The organism is Klebsiella sp. CN_Kp097, assembly GCF_040064495.1.
GTDB classification, from domain to species: Bacteria; Pseudomonadota; Gammaproteobacteria; order Enterobacterales; family Enterobacteriaceae; genus Klebsiella; species Klebsiella aerogenes.
This window is the reverse complement of the sequence record NZ_JBEAIL010000002.1, coordinates 1-15,860: the sequence shown is the minus strand read 5'-3', so window position 1 is coordinate 15,860 and position 15,860 is coordinate 1. Positions and strand designations below refer to the sequence as shown.

Below are 15,860 nucleotides of genomic sequence, written 5' to 3'. Positions count from 1 at the left end.
AGACTTTTTCTTAAGTAAGTACTAACTTTCTGAAGCGACGCATACTACCAAAGCTGGCGTATCTGGCAATTTATTGCGTTACATCCACGTAATAATGCCGTTAGCGAGTATAGTCTGCAGAATTATTTTTCCAATCTTCAAACCGCGAGGAACCACATATGCAGGCATTAATTTTAGAACAGCAGGATGGCAAAACCCTTTCCTCGGTGCAAAACATCGATGCCAACCTGTTGCCGCCAGGCGATGTGACTGTCGATATTCACTGGTCGAGCCTCAATTATAAAGATGCGTTGGCCATTACCGGCAAAGGAAAAATTATCCGCAACTTTCCGATGATTCCTGGTATCGATTTTGCCGGTACCGTCCACGCCAGCGAAGATCCGCGTTTTCACGTTGGCCAGCAGGTATTACTCACCGGTTGGGGCGTGGGAGAAAATCACTGGGGCGGCCTGGCCGAGCGCGCCCGCGTCAAAGGCGAATGGCTGGTGGCCATGCCTGAAGGTCTCGACGGACGCAAAGCGATGGCGATCGGTACCGCAGGTTTTACCGCCATGCTATGCGTGATGGCGCTGGAAGACGCCGGCGTGCGTCCGCAGGATGGCGAGATCGTCGTAACAGGCGCCAGCGGCGGCGTCGGCAGCACGGCAGTCGCTCTGCTGCATCATCTGGGTTATCAGGTGGCGGCGGTTTCCGGGCGCGAAAGTACCCATGACTATCTGAAAAGCCTCGGCGCGCAGCGTATTTTGGGCCGCGACGAGTTCGCTGAGAGCCGTCCGCTGGAAAAACAAATCTGGGCGGGTGCTATCGATACCGTCGGCGATAAAGTGCTGGCTAAAGTACTGGCACAAATGAACTACGGCGGCTGCGTCGCGGCCTGCGGCCTGGCGGGCGGTTTCGCGCTGCCGACCACCGTGATGCCGTTTATCCTGCGCAACGTACGCCTGCAGGGCGTCGATTCGGTAATGACCCCGCCCGCGCGCCGCGCAGAAGCCTGGCGTCGGCTGGTGCGCGATCTGCCGGAGTCTTTTTACGCGCAAAGCGCGACCGAAATCACCCTGGCCGATGCCCCGGCCTTCGCCGACAAAATCATGAACAACCAGATCCAGGGGCGTACGCTGGTCAAAATCGGCTAATCTGCAATTTTTCGTGACATATTCGCGATCGCGCTGCGCCTCCGTCATGCTTAGGAAAAAGTATGACGGAGGACGCCATGAAAACCAGAAAACTGACGGAAGCCGACGTAACGGCGGAATCGGTATTTAACCTACAGCGCCGCCAGGTGCTGAAAATGCTCGGTATCGGCGCGACGGCGATGTCGCTCTCAACGAAGGCCCATGCCGACCTGCTCGATTGGTTTAAAGGCCACGATCGCCCGCCGGCGCCTGCCGGAAAGGCGCTGACCTTTGATAAACCCGCAGCATGGCAAAGTAAGCTCGCCCTCACCCCGGAAGATAAAGTCGCCGGCTACAACAACTTTTATGAATTCGGCCTCGATAAAGCCGATCCGGCCGCTAACGCAGGCAGCCTGCGCACTGACCCCTGGACGCTTACCATCGGCGGCGAAGTCGCCAAACCCCTGACGCTCGATCACGACGACCTGACCCGTCGTTTCCCGCTGGAAGAGCGTATTTATCGGATGCGCTGCGTGGAGGCCTGGTCGATGGTCGTGCCGTGGGTCGGCTTCCCGCTGCATAAACTACTCGCGCTGGTGGAGCCCACCAGCAACGCCCGCTACGTCGCTTTCAAAACGCTGTATGCGCCGGAACAGATGCCGGGACAAAAAGATCGCTTCATCGGCGGCGGCCTGGCCTATCCCTATGTCGAAGGGTTGCGCCTTGATGAAGCGATGCACCCGCTCACGCTGATGAGCGTTGGCGTCTATGGGAAAGCGTTGCCGCCGCAAAACGGCGCCCCCATCCGCCTGACCGTGCCGTGGAAGTACGGCTTTAAAGGGATTAAATCTATCGTGAGCATCGAATTAACCCGCGAGCGGCCGCCGACCACCTGGAATCTGGCGGCGCCGGATGAATACGGTTTCTATGCCAATGTGAACCCGCACGTCGATCATCCGCGCTGGTCGCAGGCCAGCGAGCGGTTTATCGGCGCCGGCGGCGTACTTGACGTAAAACGCCAGCCAACGTTGCTGTTTAATGGCTATGCCGAGGAAGTCGCCTCGCTGTATCGCGGGCTTAACTTACGGGAGAATTTCTAGTGCGTCTGAGCGTTAAACAGATAGGTTGGCTGAAAGTTGCGCTGCATTTAGCCGGTTTTTTACCGCTTGTCTGGCTGTTCTGGGCCGGACATCAGGGCTATTTCAGCGCCGATCCGGCAAAGGATATCCAGCATTTTACCGGACGGATGGCGCTGAAGTTTTTGCTCGCCACCTTGCTTATTACGCCGCTGGCGCGCTACGCTAAACAGCCATTATTGATACGCACCCGCCGGTTATTAGGGTTATGGTGCTTTGCCTGGGCCACGTTGCACCTCACCAGCTATACGCTGCTGGAGCTCGGCATTAACAATCTGGCGCTACTCGGTTCCGAGATAATCAACCGTCCGTATCTCACGCTTGGTTTAATCAGTTGGTTGGTTTTACTGGCGCTGGCGGCGACGTCAACCCAGTACATGCAACGAAAATTAGGCCGTCGTTGGCAAACATTGCACAACTTCGTCTATCTGGTGGCGATCCTCGCCCCTATACATTATCTGTGGTCGGTGAAGATTATATCGCCGCAGCCGCTGATTTATGCCGGGCTGGCAACGGTACTTTTAGCCAGCCGCTACAAGAAGTTTCGCCAGTGGTGGCGCTAATCTCCGGATATGTGCAGTTCCCCGCATAACGTTTATCAACCGCGACTCTTTTTACGATAGCGGTTGATAATCTTCCCTGATAAGACCAGTATTTAGCTGCCAATTGCTACGAAATCGTTATAATGTGCGACTTTGGTTTTCCTGAAGGGGTTTTCGAACCCTGAAAAGGTGACAAGCGCGTATCGAAGGTATATTTTGTTTTTTACCCGAGGTTAGCAGGAGATAGCTGCACAATGGCTGACAAGTTTCGCATTTTGCTTTTGAACGGACCAAACCTTAATATGCTCGGCAGCCGTGAACCCGAGAAGTATGGTTCGCTAACGCTGGCAGAAATTGTTAACCGTTTAACCGCAGAAGCGGAAGCGCTAAACGTGACGCTCGACCACCTGCAATCCAATGCGGAGTTCGCGCTCATCGACCGAATTCATCAGGCTAAAGACTCTGTGGACTATATCCTGATCAATCCGGCCGCGTTTACGCATACCAGCGTGGCCATCCGCGACGCGCTGCTTGCCGTGAGTATCCCGTTTATCGAGATCCACCTGAGCAACGTGCATGCGCGCGAGCCGTTCCGTCACCACTCGTATCTGTCTGATGTCGCCTCGGGCGTGATCTGCGGATTAGGTGCGGACGGCTATTCATACGCTTTACAGACGGCGGTAAAACGCCTGTCACAAACACACTAAACAAAGAGTACGGAACCCACTCATGGATATTCGTAAGATTAAAAAACTGATCGAGCTGGTTGAAGAATCAGGCATCTCCGAACTGGAAATTTCTGAAGGCGAAGAGTCTGTACGCATCAGCCGTGCAGCGCCGGCTGCTAGCTATCCGGTAATGCAGCAAGCCTATGCTGCGCCAATCGCCCAGCCTCAGGCGCCAGCCGCCGCAGCGCCGGCAGCAGCACCTGCCGCTGAAGCGAAAGCGGAAATCAGTGGTCACATCGTACGTTCCCCGATGGTCGGTACTTTCTACCGCACCCCGAGCCCGGACGCGAAAGCCTTTGTGGAAGTCGGTCAGAAAGTTAACGTGGGCGACACCCTGTGCATCGTAGAAGCGATGAAAATGATGAACCAGATCGAAGCCGACAAAGCCGGCGTGGTTAAAGCCATTCTGATCGAAAGCGGCCAACCTGTAGAATTCGACGAGCCGCTGGTTGTCATCGAGTAACGAGGCGAACATGCTGGATAAAATTGTCATCGCTAACCGTGGCGAGATCGCACTGCGCATCCTGCGTGCCTGTAAAGAACTGGGCATCAAGACCGTTGCTGTGCACTCCACCGCGGATCGCGATTTAAAACACGTATTATTAGCGGATGAGACGGTCTGCATCGGCCCGGCTCCGTCCGTAAAAAGCTATCTGAACATCCCGGCTATCATCAGCGCGGCGGAAATCACCGGCGCGGTAGCGATTCACCCGGGTTACGGTTTCCTTTCCGAGAACGCTAACTTTGCCGAGCAGGTTGAGCGCTCCGGTTTCATCTTCATCGGCCCGAAAGCCGACACTATCCGCCTGATGGGCGACAAAGTGTCCGCCATCACCGCAATGAAGAAAGCTGGCGTTCCGACCGTTCCAGGTTCTGATGGCCCGCTGGGCGACGACATGGACGCTAACCGCGCGCATGCCAAACGCATCGGCTACCCGGTTATCATCAAAGCCTCCGGCGGCGGCGGCGGTCGCGGCATGCGCGTCGTGCGCAGCGACGCTGAACTGGCGCAATCCATCTCCATGACCAAAGCGGAAGCGAAAGCGGCTTTCAACAACGACATGGTCTATATGGAGAAGTACCTGGAAAATCCTCGTCACATCGAGATTCAGGTGCTGGCGGACGGCCAGGGCAACGCTATCTATCTGGCGGAACGCGACTGCTCCATGCAGCGTCGTCACCAGAAAGTCGTCGAAGAAGCGCCGGCGCCAGGCATTACCCCGGAACTGCGTCGCTACATCGGCGAACGTTGCGCGAAAGCCTGTGTGGATATCGGCTATCGCGGAGCGGGTACCTTTGAGTTCCTGTTTGAAAACGGCGAGTTCTACTTCATTGAGATGAACACCCGTATTCAGGTAGAACATCCGGTTACCGAAATGATCACCGGCGTTGACCTGATCAAAGAACAGCTGCGCATCGCGGCGGGTCAGCCGCTGTCTATCAAGCAAGAAGAAGTGCAGGTTCGCGGTCATGCGGTGGAATGCCGTATCAACGCTGAAGACCCGAATACCTTCCTGCCGAGCCCGGGTAAAATTACCCGCTTCCACGCGCCGGGCGGTTTTGGCGTGCGCTGGGAGTCTCATATCTACGCCGGTTACACCGTACCGCCGTACTATGACTCAATGATCGGTAAACTGATCTGCTACGGCGAAAGCCGTGATGTGGCGATTGCCCGCATGAAGAACGCGCTGCAGGAATTGATCATCGATGGCATCAAAACCAACGTTGAGCTGCAGATGCGCATTATGAGCGACGAGAACTTCCAGCATGGTGGCACCAATATCCACTATCTGGAGAAAAAACTCGGACTGCAGGAAAAATAATCCTGTACTCGCTGCAAAAGGCCGGATAATCCGGCCTTTTTTCTTTTTCTCTCCCCTCGACTTTTCCATGCGGTACAATCCCCGCTTTCTTCATCCTCAAGGGACAAAAAATGGACAAAAGATTTGTTCAGGCCCATAAAGAAGCGCGCTGGGCGCTGTGGCTGACCCTTCTCTATCTTGCCGCCTGGCTGGCTGCGGCGTATCTACCTGGCGTCGGTATCGGCTTTACCGGCCTGCCGCACTGGTTCGAACTGGCCTGCCTGCTGGTGCCGCTGCTGTTCGTCCTGCTGTGCTGGGCGATGGTGCGCTTTATCTTCCGCGATATCTCTCTGGAGGATAACGATGCAGCTTGAGATTATCGTGGTGCTGATCGCTTATCTGTTTGTCGTTTTCGGGCTGTCTCTTTACGCGATGCGTAAACGCAGTACCGGGAACTTTCTGAGCGAGTATTTCCTCGGCAGCCGATCGATGGGCGGCTTTGTATTAGCCATGACCCTCACCGCCACCTATATTAGCGCCAGCTCGTTTATCGGCGGCCCTGGCGCCGCCTACAAATATGGGCTGGGCTGGGTTCTGCTGGCGATGATCCAGGTACCGACGATCTGGCTCTCTCTCGGGATCCTCGGCAAGAAGTTCGCGATCCTGGCGCGCCGCTACAATGCCATTACCCTTAACGATATGCTGCAGGCGCGCTACCAAAGCCGCGCGGTAGTATGGATTGCCAGCGTCAGCTTGCTGGTGGCCTTTGTTGGGGCCATCGCGGTGCAGTTTATCGGCGGCGCGCGCCTGCTGGAAACCGCCGCCGGGATCAAGTACGAAACAGGACTATTGATATTTGGTATCACAATTGCGCTCTACACCGCTTTTGGCGGTTTCCGCGCCAGCGTACTCAACGATACCATGCAAGGGATGGTGATGTTGATCGGAACGATCGTCCTGCTGGTTGGTGTAGTGCATGCAGCCGGCGGCCTGCATCAGGCGGTAGAAACACTGCAGCAAATCGACCCGCAGCTGGTGTCGCCCCACGGCGCCGATGATATCCTCACGCCAACCTTTATGACCTCGTTCTGGGTGCTGGTCTGTTTCGGCGTCATCGGCTTGCCGCATACCGCCGTACGCTGTATCTCCTATAAAGACAGCAAGGCCGTACACCGCGGGATCGTTATTGGCACCATCGTCGTGGCGATTCTGATGTTCGGTATGCATCTCGCCGGCGCTCTTGGCCGCGCCGTCCTGCCGGGCCTCACCGTGCCCGATCAGGTGATCCCGACGTTGATGGTTCAGGTGCTGCCGCCGTGGGCCGCAGGGCTGTTTTTAGCGGCGCCGATGGCCGCGATTATGTCTAACGTTAACGCCCATTTACTGCAGGCATCGGCTACGATCATTAAAGATCTGTGGCTCAGCGCTCAGCCGACGAAAAAGCGTAACGAGCAGAAGCTGAAGCGGATCTCAACGATCGCCACCTTAGTGCTCGGCATACTTATGATGCTGGCCGCCTGGCGGCCGCCGGAAATGATTATCTGGCTTAATCTGCTGGCCTTTGGCGGCCTGGAAGCCGTGTTCTTATGGCCGCTGGTATTGGGCCTTTACTGGGAGCGGGCAAACGCTGCCGGCGCGCTCAGCGCGATGTTAGTGGGCGGCATACTGTATGCCGTGCTCGCGACGTTTAACATTCAGTACCTGGGCTTCCACCCTATCGTGCCCTCGCTGCTGCTAAGTTTGTTGGCTTTTGTCGTCGGGAACCGCTTCGGTCAACCCGTACCACCAGCCCCTATTATGACTACTGATAAATAAAGAGTTTTGCCATGCCTTGGATCCAACTAAAACTGAATACGACCGGCGCTCACGCGGAAGAACTGAGCGACGCGCTGATGGAGGCCGGCGCGGTCTCGATTACCTTCCAGGACACCCACGACACGCCGGTGTTCGAACCGCTGCCGGGTGAAACCCGTTTGTGGGGCGATACCGACGTTATCGGTCTGTTCGACGCAGAAAGCGACATGAACGAAGCGGTTGCTATCCTTGAGCAGCATCCGCTGCTCGGCGCCGGCTTCGCGCATAAAATTGAACAACTGGAAGATAAAGACTGGGAACGCGAGTGGATGGATAACTTCCACCCGATGCGTTTCGGCGAACGCCTGTGGATTTGCCCGAGCTGGCGCGATGTTCCTGATGAGAATGCAGTCAATGTGATGCTTGATCCAGGACTGGCCTTTGGTACCGGCACTCACCCAACGACCGCGATGTGTCTGCAATGGCTCGACGGCCTTGACCTGCAGGGCAAAACGGTTATCGATTTTGGCTGCGGTTCCGGCATCCTGGCGATCGCCGCGCTGAAGCTGGGCGCCGCCAAAGCTATCGGTATTGATATCGATCCGCAGGCCATTCAGGCCAGCCGTGATAACGCCCAGCGTAACGGCGTCTCCGAACGCCTTGAACTGTATTTGCCGCAGGATCAGCCAGAAGCCATGAAAGCCGATGTGGTGGTCGCAAACATCCTGGCAGGCCCGTTGCGTGAGCTGGCCCCTTTAATCAGCGTCCTGCCGGTTACAGGCGGCCTGCTTGGCCTTTCCGGAATCCTGGCAAGCCAGGCGGAAAGCGTCTGCGAAGCCTACGCCCCGCTCTTCACCCTCGACCCGGTGGTGGAGAAAGAGGAGTGGTGCCGAATTACCGGACAGAAGAACTAAGTAAGCTGCGGCCTACGGGCCGCATTTTTGTTTCCAGTAACCGCCGAATATTGCCAGGAAATGAGAGCCGGATCGCATTACGATGCCCTTTTTTGGCTACAAAAACAGCGTTTTATCCCGTCTCGTATCGCCTTCGTCTCAGAAAAATCGAGAAGTTTTGTGATTTTATAATTGGACACAAATTATCCCATTGCTAATAACACAATGATTAATATGATAATTTATTCATGGCTATTACGTTACTCCTGGATTCATTGATCTGTAACAGAGGATTGGTCAAAGTTTGGCCTTTCATCTCGCGCAAAAAATGCGTAATATACGCCGCCTTGCAGTCACAGTATGGTCATTTCTTAACTCATGCGCATCGGACACCACCAGCTCAGAAATCGCCTGATCGCAGCACCTATGGCTGGCATCACTGACAGACCATTCAGGACGCTGTGTTACGAGATGGGAGCAGGTTTAACCGTCTCCGAGATGATGTCCTCCAACCCGCAGGTATGGGAGAGTGACAAGTCCCGGTTACGGATGGTGCACATTGATGAGCCCGGTATTCGTACCGTGCAAATCGCCGGTAGCGTACCGGAAGAGATGGCCGCGGCCGCCCGTATTAACGTGGAAAGCGGCGCCCAGATTATTGATATCAATATGGGGTGCCCGGCTAAAAAGGTGAATCGTAAGCTCGCTGGTTCAGCCCTCTTGCAGTATCCCGATCAGGTGAAATCAATCCTGACCGCGGTCGTCAAGGCAGTGGACGTTCCGGTGACTCTCAAGATTCGCACCGGTTGGGAACCGGAACACCGTAACTGTGTAGAGATTGCCCAACTGGCTGAAGAATGTGGCATTCAGGCTCTGACTATTCACGGACGCACTCGCGCCTGCTTGTTTAACGGAGAAGCTGAATACGACAGTATTCGGGCAGTTAAGCAGAAAGTTTCCATTCCGATTATCGCGAATGGCGACATTACTGACCCGCTTAAAGCCAGAGCCGTGCTCGACTACACGGGGGCTGACGCTCTCATGATAGGCCGTGCGGCTCAGGGAAGACCCTGGATCTTTCGGGAAATCCAGCATTATCTGGACACTGGGGAGTTGCTGCCCCCCCTGCCGTTGGCAGAGGTTAAGCGCTTGCTTTGCGCGCACGTTCGGGAACTGCATGACTTTTACGGTCAGGCAAAAGGGTACCGAATCGCGCGTAAACACGTCTCCTGGTATCTCCAGGAGCATGCTCCAAATGACCAGTTTCGGCGCACATTCAACGCCATTGAGGATGCCAGCGAACAGCTGGAGGCGTTGGAGGCATACTTCGAAAATTTTGCGTAATAGAAATAAAGAGCTGACAGAACTATGTTCGAACAACGCGTAAATTCTGACGTACTGACCGTTTCTACCGTTAACTCTCAGGATCAGGTAACTCAAAAGCCCCTGCGTGACTCGGTTAAACAGGCACTGAAGAACTATTTTGCTCAACTGAATGGTCAGGATGTTAATGATCTGTATGAGCTGGTATTGGCTGAAGTTGAACAGCCACTGTTGGACATGGTGATGCAATACACCCGTGGTAACCAGACCCGCGCTGCCCTGATGATGGGTATCAACCGCGGTACTCTGCGTAAGAAACTGAAAAAATACGGCATGAACTGATATTAATCAGTAAATTGCTGAATTAAAAAGGCGCTCTTCGGCATGGGGAAGCGCCTTTTTTTATACCTGATTTTTATACTGAACTACTGCCCCACGGCAGCCATTGACCACACGCTATGGTCAGGTTGTTGCAGCGATAACGCCGACATAATATTGTCTACCAGCACGGGCGCCTGCTGATAGAGATTGAATTGTTCAGGATCCATTAACCAGTTTTTGATAATTCCTGTAAAAGCGCCGTGTAATATTATCAACGTAATTTCGATATTTGTTTCCGCCGGCAATAATCTATTTCTTACGCAACACTGCAGGACGTCACGGATTATGGCGTAATTGAAGCCAATTCGTTTGCGGATTTCGCTTTCCGGCAGCATGTCACTGGTAAACTCGCATTTATGATAAAGAATTTGTAGCAGTGCCTGCTGTCGGGAATTCTCAGCGATATATTGTAATCCGGTAATAAATTTTTTACGTAACCCTGTTAACGGATTTTGGTTATCCAGCTCCCACTGTTGATGGGGCAGTAGCTCTCTGAGCGGCGGCTGCTGCTGCCACATCTCATTAAATAACTCCGCCTTGCTGGAAAAATGCCAGTACACCGCTCCACGCGTGACGCCCGCGGCGTCAGCGATATCGGTCAGCGTGGTATTGGTAACGCCGCGCTGCGCGAACTGCTGAATGGCGGACTCAATCAGGAGTTGACGCGTTCTTAAGGCGTCCTCTTTGGTTTTTCTGGCCATAACCTTTTCCCACTCGCTACCTAACGGTGAATACAGAATTGACTGATACACCAGCCAATTTAGCATTCCATAAAAAATATTATTTAGCAAAAATGCAGATACTGACATTTAATTACACGAGAATTTAATACATGCGATAAATATAAAATAAGAATACATTCACAAAATAAATATTAAAGGAAGAGGAGCTAAATCAATCGCCTGTTTTTTGTTTTTGCGTGCCTTGTTCATTGCCCAAAAATAACTATTCCTTACATCCACCGGTGTTTATTTGTAGGATAACGAACCGCTTTAAAATTCATTATTTCTTCGCAGATTCGCCGCCCTATCCGGCCCGTAATCTATAAGGAACAGCAATGACGAGTCATGCCAGAGTTTCTCTTTTATCCAGCCTAATTATCTCCGCCGTATTGCTTACCGGTTGCGATAATTCAGGCAACCAGCAGGCACAACCGCAGGCGCCACAGGTTAGCGTACATGTAGTGCACAGCGAACCGCTTTCCGTCACCACTGAACTCCCAGGGCGAACGTCGGCCTTCCGTGTCGCTGAAGTTCGCCCTCAGGTCAGCGGTATTATCCTGAAACGCAACTTTGTCGAGGGCAGCGATATCAAGGCCGGTGAATCGCTCTATCAAATCGACCCCGCCACTTACCAGGCGGCCTGGAACAGCGCCAAAGGCGACGAGGCAAAAGCCGAAGCCGCAGCGGCTATCGCCCATCTGACGGTGAAACGTTATGTTCCTCTGCTTGGAACTCAGTACATCAGTCAGCAGGAATACGATCAGGCCGTCGCTACCGCGCGTCAGGCCGATGCCGATGTCGTGGCGGCTAAGGCCGCGGTCGAAAACGCCCGTATCAATCTGGCTTACACCAAGGTGACTTCACCCATCGACGGGCGGATTGGTAAATCCAGCGTGACCGAAGGCGCACTGGTGACCAACGGCCAGGCGGACGCCATGGCGACGGTGCAGCAACTCGATCCGATCTATGTCGACGTAACCGAATCCAGCAACGATTTTATGCGCCTGAAACAGGAAAGCCTGCAGCGCGGTGATGACAGTAAAAGCGTGCAGCTGATTATGGAAAATGGCCAACCCTATTCCCTGAAGGGATCGCTGCAATTTTCTGACGTGACCGTCGATGAAAGCACCGGATCCATTACGCTGCGCGCGGTATTCCCTAATCCGCAACACACTCTTCTGCCGGGCATGTTTGTCCGCGCCCGTATCGATGAAGGCGTCAATCCGCAGGCGATTCTGGTACCGCAGCAGGGGGTTACCCGCACGCCGCGCGGCGATGCCACTGTGTTAATCGTTAATGCGCAGAACCAGGTGGAAAACCGTGAAGTCACCGCCGCCCAGGCGATAGGCGATAAATGGTTAATCACCAGCGGCCTGCAAAACGGCGACAAAGTCATCGTTAGTGGGTTACAGAAGGTTCGCCCAGGCGTCACCGTGAAGGCGACGGAAGATACCGCTGCCTCCGCCGCACAATAAGGTATGAATCGCTATGTCTAAGTTCTTCATTCATCGACCGGTGTTTGCATGGGTGCTGGCGATCATCATGATGATTGCCGGCGGCCTCGCCATCATGCAGCTTCCTATCGCGCAATATCCCACGATTGCGCCGCCCGCGGTAGCCATCTCGGCAACCTACCCGGGTGCAGATGCGCAAACCGTGCAGGACACCGTCACTCAGGTTATCGAACAGAACATGAATGGTATCGATAATCTGATGTACATGTCCTCTACCAGTGATTCATCCGGTAGCGTCACCATCACGCTCACTTTTCAATCCGGCACCGATCCGGATATCGCCCAGGTGCAGGTGCAGAACAAACTGCAACTGGCGACGCCGCTGCTGCCACAGGAAGTACAGCAGCAAGGTATTAGCGTTGAGAAATCCAGTAGCAGCTTCCTGCTGGTTGCCGGATTTATCTCTGATAATCCAAGCACTACCCAGGATGATATTTCCGACTACGTTGCCTCCAACATCAAAGACCCTATCAGCCGCCTTAACGGCGTGGGCGATGTACAGTTGTTCGGTGCGCAATATGCCATGCGTATCTGGCTCGACGGCAACCTACTGAATAAATATAACCTCACGCCGGTTGATGTTATCAACCAGTTGAAGGTGCAAAACGATCAGATCGCCGCCGGACAGCTTGGCGGTACACCATCGGTTAAAGGTCAACAGCTTAATGCCTCGATCATTGCTCAGACTCGCCTGAAAGATCCTGAGGAATTCGGTAAAGTCACGCTGCGGGTTAACGCCGATGGTTCCGTGGTTCGCCTGAAGGATGTCGCGCGCATTGAACTGGGCGGCGAGAACTATAACGTTGTCGCGCGCATTAATGGCAAACCCGCCTCTGGTTTGGGGATCAAGCTGGCGACCGGCGCCAATGCGTTAGATACCGCTACGGCGATCAAAGCGAAACTTGCCGAGCTGCAGCCCTTCTTCCCGCAAGGGATGAAAGTTGTTTATCCCTACGACACCACGCCGTTCGTTAAAATCTCCATTCACGAAGTGGTCAAAACGCTGTTTGAAGCCATTATCCTCGTCTTCCTCGTGATGTATCTGTTCCTGCAGAACATTCGCGCAACGCTTATCCCGACGATCGCTGTGCCGGTCGTCTTGCTGGGTACCTTTGCGGTGCTGGCGATGTTCGGCTACTCCATCAACACGCTAACCATGTTTGGCATGGTGCTGGCGATAGGGCTACTGGTCGACGATGCCATCGTGGTGGTAGAGAACGTTGAGCGCGTCATGGTCGAGGACAAGCTTTCCCCCGTTGAAGCCACAGAGAAATCAATGGAGCAGATTCAGGGGGCGCTGGTTGGTATCGCCATGGTGCTCTCGGCGGTATTCGTCCCGATGGCCTTCTTTGGCGGCTCGACCGGGGCGATTTATCGTCAGTTCTCCATCACTATCGTTTCCGCGATGGCGCTGTCTGTACTGGTCGCGCTGGTACTGACCCCGGCGCTATGCGCAACCATGTTAAAGCCAGCATCCGCAGACCATCATGGCAAAAAGGGGTTCTTCGGCTGGTTTAATGCCAGGTTCGACCAAAGCGTTAACCACTACACCAACAGCGTAAGCGGGATCCTGCGCGGCACCGGGCGCTACCTGGTTATCTATCTGCTGATCGTTATCGGCATGGCAATGCTGTTTGTCCGCTTGCCTACATCCTTCCTGCCTGATGAAGACCAGGGCGTGTTCCTGACCATGGTTCAGTTACCTGCTGGCGCTACGCAAGAGCGTACGCAAAAGGTGCTCGACTCCGTCAGCGACTACTATCTACAGAAAGAGAAAGCTAATGTTGAGAGCGTGTTCACCGTTAACGGCTTTAGCTTCAGCGGACAAGGACAAAACTCCGGTATGGCGTTTGTCAGTCTGAAACCATGGGAAGAGCGCAGCGGTTCGGAAAACGGCGTTGAAGCCATTATTAAGCGTGCCACCGCCGCATTTAGCCAGATTAAAGATGCAATGGTCTTCCCGTTCAACATGCCGGCCATCATCGAGTTAGGTACCGCGACCGGTTTCGACTTTGAGCTGATTGACCAGGGTGGCTTAGGACACACACAGCTAACTCAGGCACGAAACCAGCTTCTGGGGATGGTAAAACAGCATCCGGAACAGCTGGTACGCGTTCGCCCTAATGGCCTTGAAGATACACCGCAGTTTAAACTCGACGTCGATCAAGAGAAAGCGCAGGCGCTGGGCGTCTCGTTATCCGACATTAACGAAACGATATCAGCTGCACTGGGCGGCTATTATGTGAATGACTTTATTGACCGCGGCCGCGTGAAGAAAGTCTATGTTCAGGCCGATGCCAGTTTCCGTATGCTACCCGGTGATATCAATAACATGTATGTCCGCAGCTCTAACGGTGAAATGGTGCCGTTCTCGGCATTTGTTACTTCACGTTGGGTATATGGTTCTCCGCGTCTCGAACGTTACAACGGCCTGCCTTCGATGGAAATCCTCGGCGAAGCGGCTCCGGGTAAGAGTACCGGGGAAGCCATGGCCTTGATGGAGCAACTGGCCAGTAAACTGCCAGCAGGTATCGGTTATGACTGGACGGGCTTGTCTTATCAGGAACGTTTATCAGGTAACCAGGCGCCAGCGCTATATGCTATTTCGCTGATAGTCGTCTTCCTCTGTCTGGCAGCACTCTATGAAAGCTGGTCTATTCCATTCTCCGTTATGCTGGTTGTGCCATTAGGAGTTATCGGCGCATTATTAGCAGCCTCAGTTAGAGGATTGAATAATGACGTTTATTTCCAGGTTGGCCTGTTAACAACTATTGGTTTATCTGCGAAGAACGCCATTCTTATTGTTGAGTTCGCCAAAGACCTTATGGATAAAGAAGGCAAAGGTATTATCGAGGCGACCCTGGAAGCATCCCGTATGCGTCTGCGCCCTATATTAATGACTTCATTAGCCTTTATTCTCGGGGTCATGCCGTTAGTAATTAGCCATGGCGCTGGTAGCGGCGCGCAAAACGCTGTCGGTACCGGCGTGATGGGCGGTATGCTTACCGCAACGCTGCTGGCCATCTTCTTCGTGCCGGTGTTCTTTGTGGTTGTAAGGCGTCGCTTTACCCGCCACGTAGAATAATCGACTGCCATTATCAAGGCGCCAACCGGCGCCTTTTTTTTATTTCTATCAGAACAACAAGTTAGTAGAAATATTAATTCCCATCCCCGCCTGACGCATTGAAATATCCCTTTCTACATATTTTCTTCATTATTTCTCATTTCTCTTCACGATATTTACTCTGCTCATAATTTGAGATTATTTCCCCTTCCGGACCTGGGTCATTGCGGTGGTAAAATAAGCTATTCCGTTATGTGTTGACATCGTTGACTGCAAACGGTTATTTAGAGGTAATACCATGAAAAAATTAATATTAGTGACATTGTTAGCAACGTTGCTTGCTGGCTGTGCCCATGATTCCCCGTGCGTGCCGGTCTATGACTCGCAGGGCCGACTGGTGCATACCAATACCTGTGTAAAAGGCACAACTCAGGATAACTGGGAAACCGCTGGCGCAATCGCCGGTGGGGCCGCAGCGGTTGCCGGTCTCACGTTAGGAATCGTGGCGCTTACGCGTTAGTGATACCTCTCCACAAACGCTACAGCCGGGATGCGTTCCCTTTGGCTTAGCCGCCAGAAAGACAAAAGGCCCAGTCTCACGACTGGGCCTTTCATTTATATTGATATGGTCATTTTCCCGGGGGCGGCGCGATGCGCCTTTCCCGGGCTACGGGTCTGTAGCCCCGGTAAGCGCAGCGCCACCAGGGAAGATGGCGGCGCGTCTGGCCGCAAAACACAAAAACAAAAGGCCCAGTCTTTCGACTGAGCCTTTTGTTTTATTTGATGCCTGGCAATTCCCTACTCTCACATGGGGAGACCCCACACTACCATCGGCGCTACGGCGTTTCA

At 53.7% G+C, this 15,860-nt stretch carries 14 protein-coding genes and 1 pseudogene; 14 read left to right on the top strand and 1 reads right to left on the bottom strand.

Features of this window, described 5'->3' with window-relative positions:
- The first annotated feature begins 158 nt into the window (after positions 1-158).
- The 11 genes and pseudogenes from ABLV07_RS02230 to fis all read left to right on the top strand — a co-directional run bounded on the left by ABLV07_RS02230 (position 159) and on the right by fis (position 9,672).
- On the top strand, positions 159-1,133 hold the full coding sequence (locus ABLV07_RS02230) for an MDR family oxidoreductase (RefSeq protein WP_032709254.1): 975 nt from the start codon (positions 159-161) through the stop codon (positions 1,131-1,133).
- Between the two features lie 77 nt (positions 1,134-1,210).
- Positions 1,211-2,212 (top strand): protein-methionine-sulfoxide reductase catalytic subunit MsrP, encoded by a 1,002-nt coding sequence (gene msrP / locus ABLV07_RS02225; protein WP_015369459.1) that lies wholly within the window; start codon positions 1,211-1,213, stop codon positions 2,210-2,212.
- Positions 2,212-2,811 carry a protein-methionine-sulfoxide reductase heme-binding subunit MsrQ gene (gene msrQ, locus ABLV07_RS02220; protein ID WP_015369458.1) on the top strand — a complete coding sequence of 200 codons (600 nt, stop codon included), beginning with the start codon at positions 2,212-2,214 and terminating at the stop codon, positions 2,809-2,811. Before msrP ends, msrQ begins: the two co-directional genes overlap by 1 nt.
- Before the next feature lie 233 nt (positions 2,812-3,044).
- A complete protein-coding gene (gene aroQ / locus ABLV07_RS02215; RefSeq protein WP_015369457.1) occupies positions 3,045-3,497 on the top strand; it encodes a type II 3-dehydroquinate dehydratase in 453 nt (150 codons plus the stop codon).
- Between the two features lie 22 nt (positions 3,498-3,519).
- A complete protein-coding gene (gene accB, locus ABLV07_RS02210; protein ID WP_015369456.1) occupies positions 3,520-3,981 on the top strand; it encodes an acetyl-CoA carboxylase biotin carboxyl carrier protein in 462 nt (153 codons plus the stop codon).
- Between the two features lie 10 nt (positions 3,982-3,991).
- Entirely contained in the window at positions 3,992-5,341 is a 1,350-nt protein-coding gene (accC, locus tag ABLV07_RS02205) for an acetyl-CoA carboxylase biotin carboxylase subunit (RefSeq protein ID WP_015369455.1), read from the top strand.
- 110 nt (positions 5,342-5,451) lie between these two features.
- Positions 5,452-5,694, top strand: coding sequence for a DUF997 family protein (locus ABLV07_RS02200; protein ID WP_015369454.1), 243 nt, complete (start codon positions 5,452-5,454; stop codon positions 5,692-5,694).
- On the top strand, positions 5,684-7,135 hold the full coding sequence (gene panF, locus ABLV07_RS02195) for a sodium/pantothenate symporter (RefSeq protein ID WP_015369453.1): 1,452 nt from the start codon (positions 5,684-5,686) through the stop codon (positions 7,133-7,135). Before ABLV07_RS02200 ends, panF begins: the two co-directional genes overlap by 11 nt.
- Before the next feature lie 11 nt (positions 7,136-7,146).
- Entirely contained in the window at positions 7,147-8,028 is an 882-nt protein-coding gene (gene prmA / locus ABLV07_RS02190) for a 50S ribosomal protein L11 methyltransferase (protein ID WP_015703628.1), read from the top strand.
- Between the two features lie 357 nt (positions 8,029-8,385).
- Positions 8,386-9,394: pseudogene (dusB, locus tag ABLV07_RS02185) on the top strand (tRNA dihydrouridine synthase DusB).
- A complete protein-coding gene (fis, locus tag ABLV07_RS02180) occupies positions 9,376-9,672 on the top strand; it encodes a DNA-binding transcriptional regulator Fis (RefSeq protein ID WP_000462905.1) in 297 nt (98 codons plus the stop codon). The pseudogene dusB and the gene fis overlap by 19 nt, the downstream one beginning before the upstream one ends.
- A gap of 83 nt (positions 9,673-9,755) precedes the next feature.
- Here fis and envR read toward each other — a convergent pair whose 3' ends face one another.
- Complete coding sequence (gene envR / locus ABLV07_RS02175) at positions 9,756-10,412, bottom strand: acrEF/envCD operon transcriptional regulator (protein ID WP_032709256.1); 657 nt, start codon at positions 10,410-10,412, stop codon at positions 9,756-9,758.
- Positions 10,413-10,768: 356 nt separating this feature from the next.
- Here envR and ABLV07_RS02170 point away from each other — a divergent pair, with 356 nt between their 5' ends.
- The 3 genes from ABLV07_RS02170 to ABLV07_RS02160 all read left to right on the top strand — a co-directional run bounded on the left by ABLV07_RS02170 (position 10,769) and on the right by ABLV07_RS02160 (position 15,531).
- Positions 10,769-11,908: an efflux RND transporter periplasmic adaptor subunit gene (locus ABLV07_RS02170; protein ID WP_015369449.1), complete on the top strand. Its 1,140-nt coding sequence runs from the start codon at positions 10,769-10,771 to the stop codon at positions 11,906-11,908.
- Positions 11,909-11,921: 13 nt separating this feature from the next.
- Positions 11,922-15,032, top strand: a complete 3,111-nt coding sequence (locus ABLV07_RS02165) for an efflux RND transporter permease subunit (RefSeq protein ID WP_042895766.1) — start codon at positions 11,922-11,924, stop codon at positions 15,030-15,032.
- Between the two features lie 277 nt (positions 15,033-15,309).
- Positions 15,310-15,531 carry a hypothetical protein gene (locus ABLV07_RS02160; protein WP_015369447.1) on the top strand — a complete coding sequence of 74 codons (222 nt, stop codon included), beginning with the start codon at positions 15,310-15,312 and terminating at the stop codon, positions 15,529-15,531.
- Positions 15,532-15,860: the final 329 nt, after the last annotated feature.

Bases quoted from the DNA above. Each gene is read 5' to 3' on its own strand.
- prmA (WP_015703628.1), top strand. From the start codon at position 7,147: ATGCCTTGGATCCAACTAAAACTGAATACGACCGGCGCTCACGCGGAA.
- ABLV07_RS02170 (WP_015369449.1), top strand. From the start codon at position 10,769: ATGACGAGTCATGCCAGAGTTTCTCTTTTATCCAGCCTAATTATCTCC.
- accC (WP_015369455.1), top strand. From the start codon at position 3,992: ATGCTGGATAAAATTGTCATCGCTAACCGTGGCGAGATCGCACTGCGC.
- ABLV07_RS02165 (WP_042895766.1), top strand. From the start codon at position 11,922: ATGTCTAAGTTCTTCATTCATCGACCGGTGTTTGCATGGGTGCTGGCG.
- envR (WP_032709256.1), bottom strand. From the start codon at position 10,412: ATGGCCAGAAAAACCAAAGAGGACGCCTTAAGAACGCGTCAACTCCTG.
- msrP (WP_015369459.1), top strand. From the start codon at position 1,211: ATGAAAACCAGAAAACTGACGGAAGCCGACGTAACGGCGGAATCGGTA.
- ABLV07_RS02160 (WP_015369447.1), top strand. From the start codon at position 15,310: ATGAAAAAATTAATATTAGTGACATTGTTAGCAACGTTGCTTGCTGGC.
- aroQ (WP_015369457.1), top strand. From the start codon at position 3,045: ATGGCTGACAAGTTTCGCATTTTGCTTTTGAACGGACCAAACCTTAAT.
- panF (WP_015369453.1), top strand. From the start codon at position 5,684: ATGCAGCTTGAGATTATCGTGGTGCTGATCGCTTATCTGTTTGTCGTT.
- ABLV07_RS02200 (WP_015369454.1), top strand. From the start codon at position 5,452: ATGGACAAAAGATTTGTTCAGGCCCATAAAGAAGCGCGCTGGGCGCTG.
- fis (WP_000462905.1), top strand. From the start codon at position 9,376: ATGTTCGAACAACGCGTAAATTCTGACGTACTGACCGTTTCTACCGTT.
- accB (WP_015369456.1), top strand. From the start codon at position 3,520: ATGGATATTCGTAAGATTAAAAAACTGATCGAGCTGGTTGAAGAATCA.
- ABLV07_RS02230 (WP_032709254.1), top strand. From the start codon at position 159: ATGCAGGCATTAATTTTAGAACAGCAGGATGGCAAAACCCTTTCCTCG.